Consider the following 19,456-nt stretch of genomic DNA (forward strand, 5'->3'; position numbering starts at 1 on the left):
TCGAGGCCGAGGCCGGTGTCCCGACGGGGCGCCGGCCTTTGTCGTTTCCGGTCCTCGGCTCGTGGCGAGCGGCCTCAATCCGGCCGGCGCCCGATATAGGTCGCGCGGATGCGGATCAGCTTGCCGACCGCAGACTGTTCGATGACGTGGCCGATCCAGCCGACCGTGCGGGCGATCGCGAAAAGGGTGATCGGCGCCTCGGCCGGCAGTCCGATCGCTCGGGCCGCGACGACGAGGCCGAAGTCGAGATTGGGGTGGCGGCCGGTCAGCCGTTCGGCCGCGGCGGCGATCGCGTCGGCGCGGGCGATCACGCGGGCCGCCTCCGGCCGGGCCCGGACGGCCTCGACCAGCAGACGCGAGCGCGGATCCTCGCCGCGATAGAGCGGATGGCCGAAGCCGGGCAGGGTCTCGCCGGCCTTGAGGCGCGCGGCGAGCGCGCGTTCAGGGTCGCCGTCGCCGACCGTCTCGAACAGGGCGGCGACCCGATCCGACATGCCGCCGTGGCGCGGGCCGTCCAGACAGGCGAGGCCCGAGGTCACCGCGCGCCAGGGCGAGGCGCCGGTCGAGGCGGTGACGCGGACCGCCAGCGTCGAGGCGGCGAGCTCATGATCGGCCATCAGCACGAGGGCGCGCCGGATCGGTTCGGCCGGCGCGTTCCACGCCTTGGCCAGAGCGGCGTGGATCGGCTGGTCCGTGCCGAGCGGTGCGCCGGTCGCGACATGCGTCATCTGGCGCAGGATGCGGGCGCCGGTCCGCGCGATCGCGGCCGGGCCCGGCGCGTAGCCGGCGAGATCGGTCTCGGCCGCGCGGGCGAGGCCGACGAGCAGGCGTCCGACGATGCCGCCGTCCTCGGGGACGGCCACGGTCTGGAACGGCGCGGCGGCCGCGAAGGGATCGGCATCGCCCGTTTCCGGCGCGCCGGTGTCCCAGAGGAGCGAGGCGACCGCTTCCAGTCGGGCGTGGCGGGCGAGCGTCTCGACGTCGATGCCGCGATAGAAGAGCCGGTCGTCGCGGATCAGGGTCAGCGCGGTCTCGATCGGCGCGGGGCCCAAACCGCCCGCGCCGGGGCGCTCGGGCGCGGCGCCCGCGACGCGGCCCTTCAGGGCGCGCACGTCCTCGGCGCTGTAGAGCTTCGTGCGCGTGCCCGGCTGCGGCTCGGACCGGATCATGCCGCGGCTGACATAGGCATAGAGCGAGGCGACGCCGATGCCGAGCTCGGCAGCCGCTTCGCGAGCGGTGAGCTTGTTCTTCATATTGACGATATCAATCAAGATTGATCGCACGATCAAGCCGTCGTCGTTTCATGATCCACTCTCGACCCGGAGCACGATCATGGAAGATCAGGTGCGGAACGCCTTCGCCGATCAGGCGACATGGTGCGACAGGCTCGGGTCACCGTTCACGGCACGACTGATGGTCGTGCTCGGTGCGGCGCTCGATCGCGACACGCGGACCGGCCGCGCGGTGCTGGACTGGACCGGCCGGCCGGATGCGCTCGGCGACAGCGTGCCGCTCCGGCTCGCCGGCGCCTTGCACGCGCTGGTCCGGGCCGGGCGCGACGCGGGGCTCGCCGCCGTCTACCCGCCGCATCCGCTGCCGGACGTCGCGGCGCTGGATGCCGCGGTCCGCGCCGCGATCCGGGCCCATGATGACGCGATCGTCGGTTGGCTCGGCTTCTTCCCGCAGACCAACGAGGTCGCGCGCTCGGGGCTGCTCTATCCCGGCCTGATGACGGTCGCGCACCGGTTCGGCCTGCCGCTGTCGCTCTATGAGGTCGGCGCCAGCGCCGGGCTCAACCTGTTCGCGGACCGCTTCGCCTATGATCTTGGCGGCCGGCGCTGCGGCGCGGCGGGGTCGGCGGTTCGCCTCGCACCGGCCTGGGAGGGTGATGCGCCGGCGGGGGAGGATCCGGTCGTCGTCGGGCGCCGCGGCTGCGATCTGGCGCCGGTCGATCTCGGCGATCCGGCGGCGCGGGATCGGCTGGTCGCCTATGTCTGGGCCGATCAGACGGAACGGCTGGCGCGGCTCGAGGCCGCGATCGAGATCGCACGCGATGCCGGTCCGGTCCGGCTCGATCGCGGCGATGCGGCAGCCTGCGTCGAGGCCTGGCTCGCCGAGCCGGCTGCGCCGGGGGTGGTCCGGGTGCTCATGCATTCGATCGCGTTCCAGTATTTTCCGGAGATGTCCAGGCTGCGGATCGCCGAGGCGATGGCGCGGGCGGGCGCGCAGGCGACCCGCGAGGCGCCGCTTGCGTGGCTCGGTTTCGAACAGGCGGACGGCGGCGGTCCCGAACTCCGGCTCACCCTCTGGCCCGGCGGTGCGTCGGTCCGGCTCGCGCGGGCCGATGCCCACGGGCGACGGGTCATCTGGGAGGGCGGTCCCGCCTGAGCACGGGCGCGGGCCAACAGTTCTTTGCGCCTCGACGGCGCGGGGGGCAGTCCCGACCTGCACGGGGCCCGCTGTTCCCGTCATGAAAATCGGCTAAGGAAGAACCCCCGCAGCGTGAACGCCGTGGGGTTCGTTTGTTCTTCACCGACCAGGATCGACCATGGCCGCGCCCGCTCCCGTCTCCCCGCTCGCCCCGAAGTCCTATCCGGATGCGCCTGCGATCCGAGGCGTGCGCTTCGCGACCGCCGAGGCTGGCATCAAGTACAAGAACCGCACCGACGTGCTGTTCGTGCTGCTCGACGAGGGCACCGAGGTCGCCGGCGTGTTCACCAAGTCGAAGTGCCCTTCGGCGCCGGTCGACTGGTGCCGCGCCAATCTCGCGCAGGGCACGGCGCGCGCGATCGTGGTCAATTCCGGCAATGCCAATGCCTTCACCGGCATGAAGGGCCGCAAGACCGTCGAGGTCACCGGCGAGATCGCCGCGCGTGCCGCCGGCTGCCGCGCGGAACAGGTGTTCATCGCCTCGACCGGCGTGATCGGCGAACCGCTCGATCCGCAGAAGTTCGAGGGCGTGCTCGCCGAAACCGCGGCGCGCGTCGCGCCCGGCCCCTGGCTCGACGCGGCCAAGGCGATCATGACCACGGATACCTATCCGAAGGTCGCCACGCGGACCGTCGATCTCGGCGGCGTCGCCGTCACCATCAACGGCATTGCCAAGGGTGCCGGCATGATCGCGCCGGATATGGCGACCATGCTGTCCTTCGTGTTCACCGATGCGCCGATCGCCGCGCCGGTGCTGCAGGCGATGCTGTCGGCCGGCGTGGAGACCAGCTTCAACGCCATCACGGTCGACAGCGACACCTCGACGTCCGACACCCTGATGCTCTTTGCCACCGGCCAGGCGGCCGCCGATGGCGCGCCGCGTATCACGGATGCGGCCGACGCCCGGCTGGCCGGCTTCCGCGACGCCCTGACCTCGCTGCTGACCGAGCTGGCGCAGATGGTGGTCAAGGACGGCGAGGGTGCGCGCAAGTTCGTCGAGATCACCGTCACGGGAGCCGAGAGCGACGCCTCCGCCAAGCGCATCGCGCTGTCGATCGCCAACTCGCCGCTGGTCAAGACCGCCGTCGCCGGCGAGGACGCCAACTGGGGCCGCATCGTCGCGGCGGTCGGCAAGGCCGGTGAACCGGCCGATCGCGACCGGCTGGCGATCTGGTTCGGCGACGTGCGCGTCGCGGTCGAGGGCGCCCGTGACCCGGACTATTCCGAGGCGGTGACCTCCGACATCATGAAGCGCGAGCACATCCCGGTGCGCGTCGACATCGGCCTCGGCGATGGCCGCTTCACGGTCTGGACCTGCGATCTCACCAAGGAATACGTGGCGATCAATGGCGACTATCGGAGCTGAGACGGCGGCGCCCTCGGTCCTGACGCTCGAGACCGCGGCGCTGTCGACCTGGCCGGCGCTGCGCGTGGTCCACGACGGCCACTGGCTCTGGCGCTGGGCGAACGGCTACACCAAACGGGCCAATTCGCTCAATTTCCTCGATCCGTCCGACGGCGCGGACGCGGCTGCGCGGCTCGACCATGCCGCCGCGCTCAGCCTTCGCAACGACATCGGCTTCGTGGTCCGGTCGAGCCCGCTGACGCCGCCGGAGGTGCTCGCCGAGCTCGACCGCCGCGGCTTCGAGGTGTTCGAGGAGAGCCTGATGCTGTGGCGCCGGCTCGACGGCGCGGCCGCGGCGGCCGACCCGGACGTGACCATCGGGCCGGCCGACGACCCGGCTTGGCTCGAGGCGCAGAGCGTGCTGTCCGGCTACTCGTCGCAGGCCCGGCAGGCGCTCGCGGCCATCCTCGGCGTCTATGGGGTGCCGGCCTGGGGCCTGACGCTGGTCGAGGATGGCGTGCCGGCCGCATCGGCGCTGCTGGCGATCGCATCCGGGGTCGCGTGCCTGACCAATGTGGTCACGGATCCGGCGAAGCGCCGGCGCGGCTTTGCCGCGCGGATGCTCGGGGCAGCGATGGCCAAGGCGGCGCGGGAAGGTGCGTCGATCGCGGCTCATGCGGTAATCGCCACCAACGAGCCGGCACGCGCGCTCTATGCCGGCACGGGCTACCGGGAGCTCTACCGCTACCGTTATCACAGGCCGTCGTGCTGAGCGCGGCTGCCATTACCGATCGCCGTGTTCACTCGGCCGTTGGGGGAACGTCTCAATGAAGCTTCTTCTCGTCGTCGCCGTGGCGCTGGTCGACGCCGACGGCCGGATTCTGCTCGCGCAGCGGCCGCCGGGTAAGTCCATGGCCGGACTGTGGGAATTCCCCGGCGGCAAGATCGAGCCGGGCGAGCGGCCGGAGGAGACGCTGATCCGCGAACTCGCCGAGGAGCTCGGCATCACGGTTAAGGCGGATTGTCTCGCACCCCTGACTTTCGCCAGCCATGTTTATGAAGATTTTCATCTCCTGATGCCACTTTATGTCTGTCGCCGCTGGACCGGAACGATCCAGGGGCGCGAGGGGCAGGCTCTGAAGTGGGTACGGCCGCGGCAACTTCGGGACTATCCCATGCCGCCCGCCGACGAGCCGCTCATACCGTTTCTCTTGGACCTGGTCTGAGCCGGTCCGTCGATATCGAGTCGGGGGCGATATGGACCGTTGGATCACCGGGGCATGGATGGCCCGCTTCGCGCACGACGAGCGCGGCGCAACGGCCATCGAATATGCACTGATCGGCGGTCTCATCGCGCTTGCGATCGTCGGAGCCATTTCCGGCACCGGAACGGGCGTCTCGGCACGCTGGAACGATTTTTCAAACACGGTCGTCGGCGTCCTGCGCTGATCCTCGACACCGCCTTCGTCGGTGTGGCTTGCCGGACGGGCTACCGTCGGCGGTCCTATTGCCGTCAGCCGTATCTCACCCGGTGCCGCCCGGGCCTTCTCCCGCCGACCATTCGCGCGTGTTGAGCGCGTCGGCGAGACGCGCCGTCGCGGAGCCGGGCTTCAGCGGCTTCTGCTGGCTCTCGTGCGGCGCCCATCCCGAGGCAGAAACGATCTCGAAGGTCGCGCGCACCCGGCCGTCCGGATCGGCGAAGCGCTCGGCGTAGATGGCGGCGGCGCGCAGGAACACCGCGCGCGGCAAGGGCCGTCGCGAGCGCTCGGTCAGGATCGAGGTCGCGCCCATCGCGCGCAGGTCGCGGATCAGCGCGAACATCGAATCGTAGCGGACGGTGAACCGGTCCGTGTCGGTCACCGGCAGGGCAAAGCCGGCGCGCTGGAGCAGGCCGCCGAGGTCGCGCACATCGACGAAGGGTGACACGCGCGGGCTGGCGCCGCCCGTCGCCTCGACTTCGGCCGCGAGCAGGGCCTCGCGCAATTCCGTCAGCGTCGCGCCGCCGGGCAGCGCCGCGAGCAACAGGCCGTCGGGCCGGAGCGCGCGGCGGATCTGGACGAGCGCTCCGGGCAGATCGTTGACCTCGTGCAGCGATAGCAGCGAGACGACCAGATCGACCGAGCCCGGCGCCAGCGCCAAGGCCTCCTCGTCGACCGTGACGTCACCGGGGGTGTTCGGATCGGTCGGGGCGACAAGAACGCGTGTCGCACGATCCGCCGACGCGATCACCGGGGCAGCGGCGCCGGCGTGCCGGCCGAGGTCGACCGCGACGTCGAAGCGACGCGTCAGGGTCGCGAGCCGATCGGCGAGGTCTTCGGCGGCGCGGGCGAGCAGGAAGTCGGCGCCGGGCACGGCGAGGCGGCGGGCGCGGGCCCGGCGTCGGGCGCCGAGGGCGGGATCGAAGATCTGCGGCGACGACATGATGCTCTCCCGATGGCCGATGCGGACCGCGGACCACGCGTGGCGGTCCCGATAGCCGGGTGGGGCCATCCCGTCAAAGCCCCCGGTCGAGGCTCATATGGGGACGAACTCGCGGATGCGGTGGTGCCGCGGTATGATCCGGCCATGGACGAGGAGACGCGGACGCCGCCATCGCTGAAGGCGCGGTTCGTCGCGGCCGGCCGGCGGGTCGGCCGGGCGGCGATTGATCTCGTTCTGCCGCCGGTCTGCGCGGGGTGTCACCAGCCGGTGGCCGATCCCGGCGCCTTCTGCGGCGCGTGCTGGGGCCGGCTCAGGCTGATCGAGCGGCCCTATTGCGAGCGCCTCGGCATCCCGTTCGGCTACGACCTCGGTCCGGGCGCCCTGTCGGCGGAGGCGATCGCCGATCCGCCGCCGTTCGACCGCGCGCGGGCGGCGGTGGTCTACGACGACGTCGCGCGCGAGGTCGTCCAGTCGCTCAAGTATCGCGATCGGACCGAACTGGCCGGCCTGGTCGGCCGGATGACGGCGCGGGCGGCGCGGGAACTGCTCGTCGATGCGGACGTCCTCGTTCCCGTGCCGTTGCATCCGCGCCGGCTCTGGATGCGGCGGTTCAATCAGGCGGCGCTGATCGCCGGTGTGATCGGGCGGGAGAGCGGTGTGCCGGTGTCGCTCGAGGCCCTGCAGCGCATTCGCGCCACGCGCGCCCAGGTCGGGCTCAGCGGACGCGAACGGGCGGACAATGTCCGCGGCGCCTTTCGCGTTCCGCCCGCCGCCAAGCCGGAGATCGCCGGCCGCAAGATCGTGCTGGTCGACGACGTGCTGACCACCGGCGCGACGATCGAGGCCGCGACGCGGGCCCTGAAGCGCGCCGGAGCGGCACGGATCGATGTCGCTACCTTCGCGCGGGTTGCCCCGCGCGAGGCTCTGCATATATGAAGCGGTCCGCATCGCCCGATCGCGCGGGGGCCCCCGCCGCGATCCGTCCGGAGATCACCATGACCAAGCCTGTCGTCATCTACACCCGCCAGCTCTGCGGCTATTGCGCCGCGGCAAAGGCCCTGCTCGATCGCAAGGGCGTCGCCTACGAGGAGAAGGATGCGACCGGCGCGCCCGAGATCCGGCAGGAGATGATCGCCCGGTCGGGACGCGCCACCTTCCCGCAGATCTTCATCGGCGAGACCCATGTCGGCGGTTGCGACGACATTCATGCGCTGGAAGAGGCCGGTAAACTCGACGCCATGCTTTCCTGAAAGGCCGGATCGGACTAAACTGTCCAGTACCGTGCATACAGGCGGGGCGCGTGTCGCTCGCCGTTGCAGACGGCGACGACGCCATTGAGAATCGAACGCCCACAATTGTACGACGACATGACCGTGTTTCGCGCAGCGCTGGTGCAGATGACCGCGACGCGTTCTCCGGCGGAGAACGCGGAGGCCGCGGGTGAACTCGTGCGCCGCGCCGCGGGCGACGGAGCCGTCTATGTGCAGACGCCCGAGAACACCAACATCATCGAACACGAGCCGGAACGCCTGTTCGCCGCGTTGACCGACGAGGCGTCGGATCCGACGCTCGCCCATCTCCGGGCCGTCGCGCGCGATCTGGGCATCTGGCTGCACATCGGCTCGCTCGCCATCAAGGTGGCCGAGGCCAAGGCCGCCAACCGCGCCTTCGTCATCGCGCCGGACGGCTCGATCGCGGCGCGCTACGACAAGATCCACCTGTTCGACGTCGAACTGGCCGGCGGCGAGAGCTACCGCGAGAGTGCGCGCATCCGGCCGGGTGCGCAGGCCGTCGCGGTCGATCTGCCCTGGGGCCGGCTCGGCCTGTCCATCTGTTACGACGTGCGCTTCCCGCAGCTCTATCGCACCCTCGCGCAGGAGGGCGGCGCCGAGATCCTCGCCGTGCCGGCCGCGTTCACGCGCCAGACCGGCGAGGCGCATTGGCAGACGCTGCTGCGCACCCGGGCGATCGAGAACGGCGCCTTCGTGCTCGCCGCCGCGCAGGGCGGCACGCATGAGACCGGCCGCCAGACCTATGGCCACAGCATCATCATCGATCCCTGGGGCCGTGTTCTGGCCGAGGCCGGGACCGAGCCCGGCGTGATCGCGGCCGACATCGATCTTTCCGAGGTCGCCAAGGTGCGCGGCCGGATTCCCGCCCTGACCCACGACCGACCGTTCACCCTCGACGTCGCCGCTGCCCGCGCCGACGTCAGGAAGGCAGCATCATGATCCACTACACCCTCACTTGCGACAGCGAACACACCTTCGAAGGCTGGTTCCGCTCCTCCGCCGACTTCGATCTCCAGGCCAAGCAGGGCCATGTGAGCTGTCCTCTGTGCGGGTCGACCGCGGTCACCCGCGGCCTGATGGCGCCGAACGTGCAGTCCGGCCGCGCCCGCGACGAACGCCAGGAAGCGGCGCGCGTGCCCGCGCCGGTGCCGGCCGAGGCGCCCGAAGGGCCGCGCCAGATGATGATGGTGCCGGACCCGACCCAGCGCGCCATGCTCGAGGCGCTGCGCGAGCTGCGCCAGAAGATCACCGAGAACGCCACCTATGTCGGCGACAAGTTCGCCGACGAGGCGCGCCGCATGCACCACGGCGAGACCGAGGCGCGCGGCATCTACGGCGAGGCGACGCCCGAGGAGGCGGCCTCGCTCGCCGAGGAAGGCATCGTGTTCCAGCCGCTGCCGATCCTGCCCGAGGATCGCAACTGAGTCGTTCGGCGCCGACCGGTCGAGCCTGGGAACGGCGAACATTCGATCCGGCCGCAGCGCCGGCCGAGGGGCGCCCGGATGCTATTGGGGGCCGTCGAAGAGCACGGCCGAGGCGATCTGAACCGGGGATCTGACGCGCATGGCGGCCGACCCGCTGCAGCGATTGGCGGACGACTGCAAGGCCGAGGCGCTGCGCCTCGGCTTTTCCGTTTGTCGGATCGCGCGCGCCGATGCGATCCCGCAAGCGCGGGCGCGGCTCGATGCGTTTCTCGCCGAGGGCCGCCATGGCACCATGGGCTGGATGGCCGAGACGGTCGAACGGCGCGGCAGCCCGCGCGGGCTCTGGCCGGAGGTTCGGTCGGTCATCGTGCTCGGGCTCGACTACGGGCCGGACGAGGATCCGCTCGGCGTGCTCGCCGAGCGCGAGGCCGGCGGCATCTCGGTCTATGCGCGCAACCGCGACTACCACGACATCATCAAGGGCCGGCTCAAGGAACTCGGGGCGAAGCTCGTCGCCCGCGCCGGCCGGCTCGGGCTTACCGGTGACGTCAAGGTGTTCGTCGACACCGCGCCGGTGATGGAGAAGCCGCTCGCCGCCGCCGCCGGGCTCGGCTGGCAGGGCAAGCACACCAATCTCGTGTCGCGCGGCTTCGGTTCGTGGCTGTTCCTGGCCGAGATCTTCACGACCTTCGATCTGCCGCCGGATCCGGCCGAGACCGACCATTGCGGCTCCTGCCGCCGCTGTCTCGACGCCTGCCCGACCGGCGCCTTCGTGGGGCCGTACCGGCTCGATGCGCGGCGCTGCATCTCATATCTGACCATCGAACATGCCGGGCCGATCCCGCCGGATCTCCGGCCGGCGATGGGTAACCGCATCTATGGCTGCGACGACTGCCTCGCAGTCTGCCCCTGGAACAAGTATGCCGGCATCGCGCGGGAGGCGAAGCTCAAGGCGCGCGACGATCTGCGTCGTCCGCGGCTCGGCGATCTCGCCCGGCTCGACGATGCCGGCTTCCGGGCGCTGTTCGCCGGCTCGCCGATCAAGCGGATCGGTCGCGATCGCTTCGTCCGCAATGTGCTGATCGCGATCGGCAATTCCGGATCGCCCGCGCTTGCCGACGATGCGGCGCGGTTGATCGCCGATCCGGCGCCGGTCGTGCGCGGTGCGGCGGTCTGGGCGCTCGGCCGGCTCGATGCGGGGCGGCTCGCGCGTCTGCGGTGCGCGCTCGATCCCGATCCGGCGGTCGAGGCCGAATGGACGGCGGCGTTGCGGCCGGCCGTGCCTGGGGGCGGCGTCGAGCCCACGCCGGTGCACGAAAGCGTGTGAACGCGCCGCCGCGGCTTGACTCCCGGCCATACCAGACCGGACGGGACGGATTCGCAGCGAATCAGCTACACCTCACCTGTGGAAAAGGGATGAGCCCGCGCGGTCGCGCCGGGCCGGCCGGAAACCGGCCGCATGGGGGTATGCTGACGCAATGATCATCATCGACGAGGCCAAGGCCGAAGTCGTGGTCCGCGCCGCCGACGGCAGCGAGGTCCGGCACCCGATGGCGAGCGCGGAGGCTTTCGACGCAGTGTCGAAAGCCTGGCTCCGGGTCGGCTGGGACACGAAATACGTCTACGGTTTCACCTGGATGGGGCGGCCGATCATCCAGCTCCCCGACGACATGGTCCGCATCCAGGAGATCATCTGGAAGGTCCAGCCGGATGTGATCATCGAGACCGGCGTCGCCCACGGCGGCTCGCTGATCTTCTACGCCTCGCTGTGCAAGGCGATGGAGAAGGGCCGGATCGTCGGCATCGACATCGAGATCCGCAAGCACAATCGCACGGCGATCGAGGCGCATCCGCTGATGCCCTACATCACGCTGGTCGAAGGCTCCTCGACCGCGCCGGAGATCGTCGATCAGGTCAAGGCGCTCGTGAAGCCGGGCGAGACCGTGCTGGTGCTGCTCGATTCCAACCACACCAAGGACCATGTCCGCGCCGAGCTCGAGGCCTATGGCCCGTTGGTGACGCCGGGATCCTTCATCGTGGCGACGGACGGCATCATGGGCGAGGTGGTCGGCGCGCCGCGCTCCGCGCCCGACTGGGACTGGAACAATCCGGCCGAGGCCGCGAAGGAATTCGCCGCCGCGCATCCCGAATTCCGGCTCCACGAGCCGGCCTTCCCGTTCAACGAGGGCCTCGTCACGTCGCGGGTCACCTATTGGCCGCACTGCTTCCTCGAGCGCATCGGGTGAGGGTCCATGGCGGCGCGGGGGGCGAAGTTCCAGGGCGGGCTGACGATCGACGACGCGGTGCGGGCCTACCAGACCGGGGATCTCGAACGCGCCGAGGCGGCCGCACGCGCGGTGCTGGCCGGCGATCCGGCCAGCGCCGATGCGCACCAGCTCCGTGGCGTGATCGCCTATCGGCGCGGCAACTACGCGGCCGCGTGTGAATCGCTGGTCAAGGCGATCCACGAGCGTCCGGACGTCGCGGAGTACTATTCGAACCTCGGCGCCGCGCTCCGGCTCGCCGGCCGGCTCGCCGAGGGCGAGCAGGCGCATCGGCGCGCCATCGCGCTCGATCCGAACAACGCCACCGCGCGCGCCAATCTCGCCAATGTCATGCGCGTCGAGCGCCGGTTCGTCGAGGCCGAGGAGGCCTATCGCGCGGCCTTGCAGATCGATCCGGCGCGCGCGGAAGTCTGGCGCTCGCTGGCGCAGACGCTGCAGGATCAGGGCAAGTTCGCCGAGGCGGAGATCGCCTTCCGCAATGCGATCGACAAGGAGCCCGGCAATTTCGAGATCTGGAACGATCTCGGCGTGCTGCTCATGGCGATGGAGCGCAACGCGGAGAGCTTCGACGCCTATCAGAAGGCGATCACGCTGAAGCCGGACTACGGCATCGCGCAGGGCAATCTGTCGGCGTTGCTGCTGCGCAACGGCAAGATGGTGATGGCCGAGGGCGCCGCGCGCCGGGCGCACGAGCTGCAGCCCTATCAGTACCGCTGGCTCGCCAATCTCGGCACCGCGCTGCAGGGCCAGTGCAAGTTCGAGGCGGCGGAGGCGACGTTCCGCAAGGCGCTCGCCATGCGGCCGAACTATGTGGTCGGCTACGGCAACCTGTTGTTCTGCCGGAACTACCGGCCCGATCTCGACGCCGAGGCCATCGCGGCCGAATTCCGTGCCTTCAACGAGGCGATCGGCAAGCCGCTGATGCCGGCGGAAGTGCGCTACGACAACGATCCCGACCCGGAGCGGCGCCTGCGCGTCGGCTACCTGTCGCCGGACTTCCGGCATCATTCGGTGTCCTATTTCAGCGAGCCGCTGATCTCGGCCCACGACAAGCGGGCGGTGGAGCTGTTCCTCTATGCGGAGGTGCCGCTCGCGGACGAGTATACCCAGCGCTTCAAGGGTTACGCCGATCACTGGCGCTCGACCGTCGGGCTCGACGACGAGCAGCTCGCGGCGCTGATCCGGCGCGATCGCATCGACGTGCTGGTCGATCTCGGCGGCCACACCTCGTCGAGCCGCATTCTGGTCATGGCGCGCAAGGTGGCGCCGGTACAGGTCGCGCAGATGGTCGGCCACGGCACGACCTCGGGTCTTTCGGCGATCGATGCCTTCCTCGCCGACGAGGCCCTGGTGCCGCCGGGCGCCGAGCGCTATTTCGCCGAAGAGGTGATCCGGCTGCCGCGCATCCCGCTCGCCTACCGGCCGCCGGCCGGCATGCCGGAGCCGACCGCGCCGCCGGTGCTGACCAACGGCCACATCACCTTCGGCTGCTTCTCGCGGCTGGAACGCATCAACGACCGGGTCATCGAGGTCTGGGCGCGCATCCTCGAGCGTGTGCCGGGCTCGAAGCTGGTCTTGAATTCCAAGCCGCTGACCGAGAAGGCCTATCGCGAGCGGCTGATCAAGCGCTTCGCCCGGCACGGCGTCACCAAGGACCAGCTGTCGCTCGTCTATACCAGCCCGCAGCCGAAGACCTGGGCCGCCTATGGCGAGATCGACATCGCGCTCGACCCGTTTCCGCACAACGCCGGGACGACCACGATCGAGGCGCTGTGGCTCGGCGTGCCGGTGGTGTCGATCCTCGACCGGCCGCCGGTCGGGCGTTTCGGCGCCTCGATCCTCGGCGCCGTCGGCCTGGAGGATTGGGTCGCGGCCGATGTCGACGCCTATGTCGATCGCGCCGTCGAGGCGGCGACCGACATCGAGGCGCTGACGGAGCTGCGTGCGGGGCTCCGCGCGCGCTTTCTCGCCTCGCCGCTCGCCGACGAGCCGGGCCTCGCGCGCACGATCGAGGGCGCCTATCGCGATCTGTGGCGACGCTGGTGCGCGACCGTCTCCGATGCAGGCGCGCTGCAACGCGCGGCCGGCTCGGCGCACGCCCGTGGCGACCGGGCCGGGGCGCTTGCCGCGCTCGAACGGGCGGCGGCGATCGAGCCCTCGGCGACGACCTGGACCAACATCGGCGCGCTCAGGCGCGCGCTCGGTCGGGTCGCGGAAGCCGAAGCGGCTTACGGCGAGGCGCTGGCGCTCGATCCGAACCACGCGGAAGCGCTCGCCAACCTGTCGAACGTGCTGGTCGACCAGGGCCGGCTCGTCGAGGCGGCCGAGGTGCTGACCCGGCTGGTCGGGCTCAATCCGGGCGATCTCGCCCGGCGCGTCCGGCTCGCGGATATCGTCTTCCACATCGGTCGGCACGAGACTGCGGTCGAGATTTATCGCAGCGCGCTGGCGATCGAGCCCGAGCACACGGTGGCGCGGCGTAATCTGGTCGTCGTGTTGCGCGCGATGGAGCGGTTCGACGAGGCCGAGACGGTGCTGCGCGACCACCTGTCGGAACATCCCGACGCGGTCGAGGAGTGGATTTCGCTCGCCAATATCCTCGACAAGCGCGAGAAGCGCATCGCGGCCGAACAGTGCTTCCGCCGCGCGATCGAGGAGGCGCCGCAGCGCGCCGACGTGATGGCCGATCTCTCCGACCTGTTGCGCCGGCTCGGCCGGCCGCGCGAGGCGATCGAGATGGCTGAGGCCGGCATCGCGATCGATCGCAAGCTGCCGGCGCTCTGGAACAATCTCGGCAACGCGCTGCGCGCCGCCGGTCGCGTTCCGGAGGCCGAAGCGGCCTATGACGGCGCGCTCGCCGTCGATCCGGACTACGCGCAGGCGCTCAACAATCGCGGTATCGTGCGCATGAAGCGCGGCCGGCCGGTGGCGGCGGAAGCCGACTTCCGCCGGGCCATGGCACTCGCGCCGAAGCTGCCGGAGATCGGCTACAATCTCGGCAGCGTGTTGCAGGATCAGGCGCGACTCGAAGAGGCGACGCAGGTCTACCGGGCCGCGATCGCCGCCAAGCCCGATCAGCCGGACGGTCACGGCAGCTTCCTGTTCTGCATGAACTACCGGACCGGGGTCACGGCCGAAGAGGTGCTGACGGAGTTCCGCCGCTGGGATCTCATGCACGCGCGCCGCTTCCTGCCGGCGTCGCCCGAGTACGGCAACGATCGCGAACCGAACCGGCGGCTGCGCATCGCCTACGTCTCGCCGGACTTCCGGGCCAAGTCGGCGTGCTTCTTCATCGAGCCGCTGCTCGCCGCGCATGATCGGGCGAGTGTCGAGCTCTTCCTCTATGCCGAGGTACCGGAGCCGGACGCAATCACGGCGCGGTTCAAGGCGCTCGCCGATCACTGGCGGCCGACGGCCGGGCTGACCGACGACGAGGTCGCGGCCCAGATCGCCAAGGATCGCATCGACGTGGTCGTCGACATGGGCGGCCATACCTCGGACAACCGGCTCCTGGCGCTCGCCCGCAAGCCGGCGCCGGTGCAGGTCGCCTATCTGCTCGGCCACGGCGCGACCTCGGGTCTCGCCGCGATGGACGCCTTCCTCGCCGATCGCACGCTGGTGCCGTTCGGCGCCGAGAAGGCGTTCTCCGAAACGGTGGTCCGGCTCGATCGCATCCCGCTCGTCTACGAGCCGCCGGCGACCATGCCCGAGGTCGGGCCGCTGCCGGCACTCGCGAACGGCCATGTCACCTTCGGCTGCTTTTCGCGGCCGGTCCGGATCAACGAGCGCGTCATCGCGGTCTGGTCGCGGATCCTCAACGCGGTGCCGGGGTCGCGGCTGGTGCTCAATGCCATGCCGTTCTCCGAGGAGGAGAACGCCGAGAAGTTCGCGCTGCGTTTCGCGGCACACGGCATCGCGCGGCATCGGCTCGATCTCGTCTACACCTACCCGCAGATGAAGACCTGGGGCGCCTATGGCGGGATCGACATTGCGCTCGATCCGTTCCCGCACAATGCCGGCACGACCACCATCGAGGCGCTGTGGCTCGGTGTGCCGGTCCTGTCGCTGGCGGACCGCCCGCCGGTCGGCCGGTTCGGTGCCATGATCCTCGGCGCGGTCGGGCTCTCGGACTGGGTCGCGGCCGACGAGGACGCCTATGTCGCGCGGGCGGTCGCGGCGGCGGCCGATCTCGACGGGCTCGCGGCGCTCCGGGCCGGTCTGCGCGACCGGTTCCGCGCCTCGCCGCTGATGGACGGCCGCGGCCTCGCCGCGGCGATGGAACAGGCCTATCGGGCGCTGTTCTCGGCCTGGGCCAAGCCGCCGACGGCGGCGCAAGCGACCGTGTCGGGCGCGGCGATCGCCTTCGCACTGTTCGGCCGCGGCGATCTCGACGGGGCCGCCAAGGTGGCGGAGGGGCTCGTCGCCGCCAATCCGGACGACGCCGAGGCGCTGCATGTGCTCGGGCTCGTGGCATTCCGGAAGGGCGATGCCGGCAGGGCCGTCGACCTCGTCCAGCGCTCGGCCACGATCGCGCCGGTGCCGGGAACCTTCTCCAACCTCGGCGCGATCCTGCGCGCGGCCCGACGGCCGGCCGAGGCCGAGGCCGCCTATCGCGCGGCGCTCAAGGGCGATCCGAACTTCGCCGACGCGCTGGCGAACCTCGGCAACCTGCTGATGGACCGCAAGGATTATGCGGGCGCAGCCGAGGTGCTGGCGCGTGCGGTCGCCGGTTCACCCGACAATCGCGAGGCGCTGCGCTCGCTCGGGTTGGCGCTGATCTCGCTCGACCGCCATGCCGAGGCCGAGCCGCATCTGCGCCGGGCCGTGCTCCTGGAGACCACGGGCGCCGACGCCCATGAGGCGCTCGCCGCTCTGTTGCGCCACACCGGCCGTCCCGTGGAGGCCGAGGGCTATTACCGCACCGCGCTGCTGCGCTCGGGCGCGACCCATCGCACGCTGTCGAACTATGCCGTGGTGTTGCAGGACCAGGGCCGGTTCCAGGAGGCCGAAAAGGCGTTCCGGGACGCGCTGGCGCTCCGGCCCGACTATGTGCCGGGCCATGCCAATCTGCTGTTCTGTCTCAACTATCGCGCCGATCTCGACGCGGAGACGATCGCGGCGGAGTTCCGCCGTTTCGATGCGGCGCACGGGCGGCCGCTGATGCCGGCGACGCGGATGCCGATCCGCGACCGCGATCCGGATCGGCGGCTCAAGGTCGGCTATCTGTCGCCGGACTTCCGGGCGCATTCGGTCGCCTTCTTCACCGAACCGATGATTGCCGCGCATGACCGATCGAAGGTCGAGGTGTTCCTCTATTCGGAGGTCTATGCGGCCGACGAATACACGAGGCGCTTCCAGGCGCTCGCCGACCACTGGCGGTCGACGACGGGGCTCGACGATGCGGCGCTCGCCGCGATGATCGCCAGGGACGAGATCGACGTGCTGGTCGATCTCGGCGGCCACACGTCCGGCAGCCGCATTCTGGTGATGGCACGCCAGCCGGCGCCGGTGCAGGTCTGCCAGATGGTCGGGCTCGGCACGACCTCGGGCCTGTCGGCGATCGACGTGTTCCTCGCCGACGTGGCGCTGGTGCCCGAGGGGGCGGACGCTCTGTTCGCCGAGAAGGTCGTCCGCCTGCCGCGCATCCCGCTCGCCTACAAGCCGCCGCGGCTGATGCCCGAGGTCGGGCCGCTGCCGGCGGCGACCAATGGCTTCGTGACCTTCGGCTGCTTCAGCCGGGTCGAGCGCATCAACGACGAGGTGGTCGCCGCCTGGTCGAAGATCCTGCGCGCGATCCCGAACGCGCGGCTCGTGCTCAACACCAAGCCGTTCTCGGAAGAGGCGTTCCGGGACCGGATGCGCGCGCGTTTCGCGGCGAACGGGGTTGCGGCCGAGCGGCTCGATCTCGTCTTCACCACGCCGCAGCCGGCGACCTGGGACGCCTATGGCGGCGTCGATATCGCGCTCGATCCGTTTCCGCACAATGCGGGTACGACGACCATCGAGGCCCTGTGGCTCGGCGTGCCGGTCGTGTCGATGAAGGCGCGGCCGTCGGTCGGACGGCTCGGCGCCTCGATCCTCGGCGCGGTCGGCATGGCCGACTGGGTCGCCGACGATGTCACGGGCTATGTCGCGCGCGCGGTCGAGGCGGCCTCCGACCTCGACCGGCTGGCGCGGTTGCGCGCCGCACTGCGCGACCGCTTCCGCGCCTCGCCGCTCGCCGACGCCGAAGGGCTCGCGCGACTGCTCGAAGACACCTACCGCCGGCTCTGGAGAGAACGTCTATGAGGCCCAAGGGTCCGCCGCAGCGGCCGCAATCCAAGCTGCAGGTCGCGACGCCCTATCAGCGTGCGCTCGGCCATTTCCAGAAGGGCGAACTGGCCGACGCGCAGGTCTGGATCGACAAGGCGGTCTCGACCATGAAGGCGACCGCGGACCTCCATCAGCTGCGCGGTCTGATCGCCTATCGGCGCGGCGATTATCCGACGACCGTCACGGCGATGGATGCGGCGATCGCGATCAACGATCAGGTGCCGGAGTTCTTCGCCAATAAGGCGGCGGCACTGCGCCGGCTGGGCCGGCTGCCGGAAGCCGCCGCCGCGGCGCGCGGCGCGATCGAACGCGACCCGTCGAGCGTCGGCGCGCACAACAATCTCGGCCTGATCCTCAAGGACGCCAACGACTTTCCGGGCTCCTACCAGGCGTTCAAGAAGGCGCTCGAGCTGAAGCCGGATTTTGCCGATGCCTGGGCCAATCTCGCCTGGCTGCTGGCGGTCGCCGGTCGCGCGGCCGAAGCCGAACAGGCGGCGCGCAAGGCGCTCGAGCTCGATCCGCGCAACATCAACGCGCACAACAATCTCGGCTCGGCCCTGATGCAGCAGGACCGGCTGATCGAGGCCGGCGACAGCTACGGCCGCGCGGTCGCGCTCGATCCCGGCTTCTCGATCGCGCGTTCGAACGTGCTGTTCTGCGCCAACTACCGCACCGATCTCACCGCCGAACAGGTCTATGCGCTCTATCGCGAGTGGGACGAGGTGCATGCCCGGCCGGTTCGGCCCGCCGTGATCGCGCATCGCAACACGCCCGATCCGGACCGGCGCATCCGGCTCGCCTATATCTCGCCGGACTTCAAGCACCACGCGGTCGCCTTCTTCCTCGAGCCGCTGGTCAAGGCGCACGACCGGTCGCGTTTCGAACTGACCTTCTATGCCGAGGTCGCCAATCCGGATCCGGTCACGGCGCGGTTCCAGGCGATGGCGGACCGCTGGCGCTCGACCGTCGGCATGTCGGATGCGGCGGTCGCGGAGATGATCACCAGGGACGAGATCGACATCATCGTCGATCTCGGCGGCCATTCGGCCGGCAACCGGCTTCTGGCGCTGGCGCGCAAGCCCGCGCCGGTGCAGGTCGCGCAGATGCTCGGCACCGGCTACACGAGCGGGCTCTCGACCGTCGACGGCTTCATCGCCGACGCCAAGATCGCGCCGCCGGGTTCGGAGCATCTGTTCTCGGAGAAGATCGTCCGCCTGCCGCGCATTCCGCTCGTCTACGAGCCGCCGGCCGGCATGCCCGGCGTCGCGGACCTGCCGGCGCTGAGAGGCGGCCGACCGATCACCTTCGGCTCGTTCAGCCGCACGGCGCGCATCAACGAGGGGGTCGTCGAGGTCTGGGCCGAGATCCTGAAGCGGGTGCCGAATTCTCGGCTGGTGCTCAACACCAAGGTGTTCGCCGAGGAATCGACCCAAGCGGCTTTCGCGGCGCGATTCGCCAAGCATGATGTGCCGCGCGAGCGGCTGCTCATGGTCTACACCCAGCCGCAGCCGCGAACCTGGGCCGCCTATGGCGACATCGACGTCGCGCTCGATCCGTTCCCGCACAATGCCGGCACGACGACGATCGAGGCGCTCTACATGGGCGTTCCGGTGGTGTCGCTGGCCGATCGGCCGTCGGTCGGCCGGTTCGGCGCGATGATCCTCGGCAGTCTCGGCATGGATGATTGGGTGGCGCCGACCAAGGAAGCCTACGTCGAGCGGGCGGTCGCGGCGGTTGCGGACCTGCCGGCGCTCGCCAAGCTCCGCGCCGAGCTCAGGCCGCGGTTCGAGGCCTCGCCGATGTTCGACGCGCCGGGCCTCGCCCGCGCGACCGAGGAAGGCTATCTCGGGTTCTGGCGCGACTGGTGCGCCAGCCGGCTCGCCGGCGCCGCCTGAGCTGGCGAAAGGTTCGGCGTTCCAGATCCCCGCCTTTCGAGGCAGTGCGGCG

General features: G+C 70.5%; 15 protein-coding genes. 13 read left to right on the top strand and 2 right to left on the bottom strand.

Going from position 1 to position 19,456, the window contains the following annotated elements; genetic code table 11:
• Positions 1–74: 74 nt before the first annotated feature.
• Positions 75–1,253: a citrate synthase gene (locus tag ABS361_21140; protein ID XBY44484.1), complete on the bottom strand. Its 1,179-nt coding sequence runs from the start codon at positions 1,251–1,253 to the stop codon at positions 75–77.
• A gap of 79 nt (positions 1,254–1,332) precedes the next feature.
• Here ABS361_21140 and ABS361_21145 point away from each other — a divergent pair, with 79 nt between their 5' ends.
• The 5 genes from ABS361_21145 (at position 1,333) to ABS361_21165 (ending at position 5,224) form a co-directional block, all read left to right on the top strand.
• On the top strand, positions 1,333–2,388 hold the full coding sequence (locus tag ABS361_21145) for a DUF2332 domain-containing protein (GenBank protein ID XBY44485.1): 1,056 nt from the start codon (positions 1,333–1,335) through the stop codon (positions 2,386–2,388).
• 160 nt (positions 2,389–2,548) lie between these two features.
• Positions 2,549–3,796, top strand: coding sequence for a bifunctional glutamate N-acetyltransferase/amino-acid acetyltransferase ArgJ (argJ, locus tag ABS361_21150; GenBank protein XBY44486.1), 1,248 nt, complete (start codon positions 2,549–2,551; stop codon positions 3,794–3,796).
• Complete coding sequence (locus tag ABS361_21155; GenBank protein ID XBY44487.1) at positions 3,777–4,547, top strand: GNAT family N-acetyltransferase; 771 nt, start codon at positions 3,777–3,779, stop codon at positions 4,545–4,547. Before argJ ends, ABS361_21155 begins: the two co-directional genes overlap by 20 nt.
• Positions 4,548–4,602: 55 nt before the next feature.
• The gene (gene mutT / locus ABS361_21160) at positions 4,603–5,001 is read left to right on the top strand and encodes an 8-oxo-dGTP diphosphatase MutT (protein ID XBY44488.1); all 399 of its coding nucleotides are present in this window, start codon (positions 4,603–4,605) and stop codon (positions 4,999–5,001) included.
• A gap of 31 nt (positions 5,002–5,032) precedes the next feature.
• Positions 5,033–5,224 (top strand): Flp family type IVb pilin, encoded by a 192-nt coding sequence (locus ABS361_21165; protein ID XBY44489.1) that lies wholly within the window; start codon positions 5,033–5,035, stop codon positions 5,222–5,224.
• A 75-nt stretch (positions 5,225–5,299) separates the two neighbouring features.
• On the opposite strand, the gene ABS361_21170 is transcribed toward ABS361_21165, so the two are convergent.
• The gene (locus tag ABS361_21170; GenBank protein ID XBY44490.1) at positions 5,300–6,196 is read right to left on the bottom strand and encodes a methyltransferase domain-containing protein; all 897 of its coding nucleotides are present in this window, start codon (positions 6,194–6,196) and stop codon (positions 5,300–5,302) included.
• Positions 6,197–6,319: 123 nt separating this feature from the next.
• Between ABS361_21170 and ABS361_21175 the strand changes: the two genes are divergently transcribed.
• The 8 genes from ABS361_21175 to ABS361_21210 all read left to right on the top strand — a co-directional run bounded on the left by ABS361_21175 (position 6,320) and on the right by ABS361_21210 (position 19,404).
• Positions 6,320–7,132, top strand: coding sequence for a ComF family protein (locus tag ABS361_21175; GenBank protein XBY44491.1), 813 nt, complete (start codon positions 6,320–6,322; stop codon positions 7,130–7,132).
• Positions 7,133–7,191: 59 nt separating this feature from the next.
• Positions 7,192–7,446, top strand: coding sequence for a glutaredoxin 3 (grxC, locus tag ABS361_21180; protein ID XBY44492.1), 255 nt, complete (start codon positions 7,192–7,194; stop codon positions 7,444–7,446).
• Between the two features lie 117 nt (positions 7,447–7,563).
• Entirely contained in the window at positions 7,564–8,427 is an 864-nt protein-coding gene (locus tag ABS361_21185; protein XBY44493.1) for a carbon-nitrogen hydrolase family protein, read from the top strand.
• A complete protein-coding gene (locus tag ABS361_21190) occupies positions 8,424–8,912 on the top strand; it encodes a DUF1178 family protein (protein XBY44494.1) in 489 nt (162 codons plus the stop codon). The genes ABS361_21185 and ABS361_21190 overlap by 4 nt, the downstream gene beginning before the upstream one ends.
• Before the next feature lie 139 nt (positions 8,913–9,051).
• On the top strand, positions 9,052–10,239 hold the full coding sequence (gene queG, locus ABS361_21195; GenBank protein ID XBY44495.1) for a tRNA epoxyqueuosine(34) reductase QueG: 1,188 nt from the start codon (positions 9,052–9,054) through the stop codon (positions 10,237–10,239).
• A 151-nt stretch (positions 10,240–10,390) separates the two neighbouring features.
• The gene (locus ABS361_21200) at positions 10,391–11,158 is read left to right on the top strand and encodes a CmcI family methyltransferase (protein XBY44496.1); all 768 of its coding nucleotides are present in this window, start codon (positions 10,391–10,393) and stop codon (positions 11,156–11,158) included.
• Between the two features lie 6 nt (positions 11,159–11,164).
• Positions 11,165–17,485, top strand: a complete 6,321-nt coding sequence (locus tag ABS361_21205; GenBank protein XBY44497.1) for a tetratricopeptide repeat protein — start codon at positions 11,165–11,167, stop codon at positions 17,483–17,485.
• Positions 17,482–19,404 carry a tetratricopeptide repeat protein gene (locus tag ABS361_21210; GenBank protein ID XBY44498.1) on the top strand — a complete coding sequence of 641 codons (1,923 nt, stop codon included), beginning with the start codon at positions 17,482–17,484 and terminating at the stop codon, positions 19,402–19,404. Before ABS361_21205 ends, ABS361_21210 begins: the two co-directional genes overlap by 4 nt.
• Positions 19,405–19,456 lie beyond the last annotated feature (52 nt).

The sequence above is a fragment of the Ancalomicrobiaceae bacterium S20 genome (assembly GCA_040269895.1).
Taxonomy (GTDB): domain Bacteria; phylum Pseudomonadota; class Alphaproteobacteria; order Rhizobiales; family Ancalomicrobiaceae; genus Methyloraptor; species Methyloraptor flagellatus.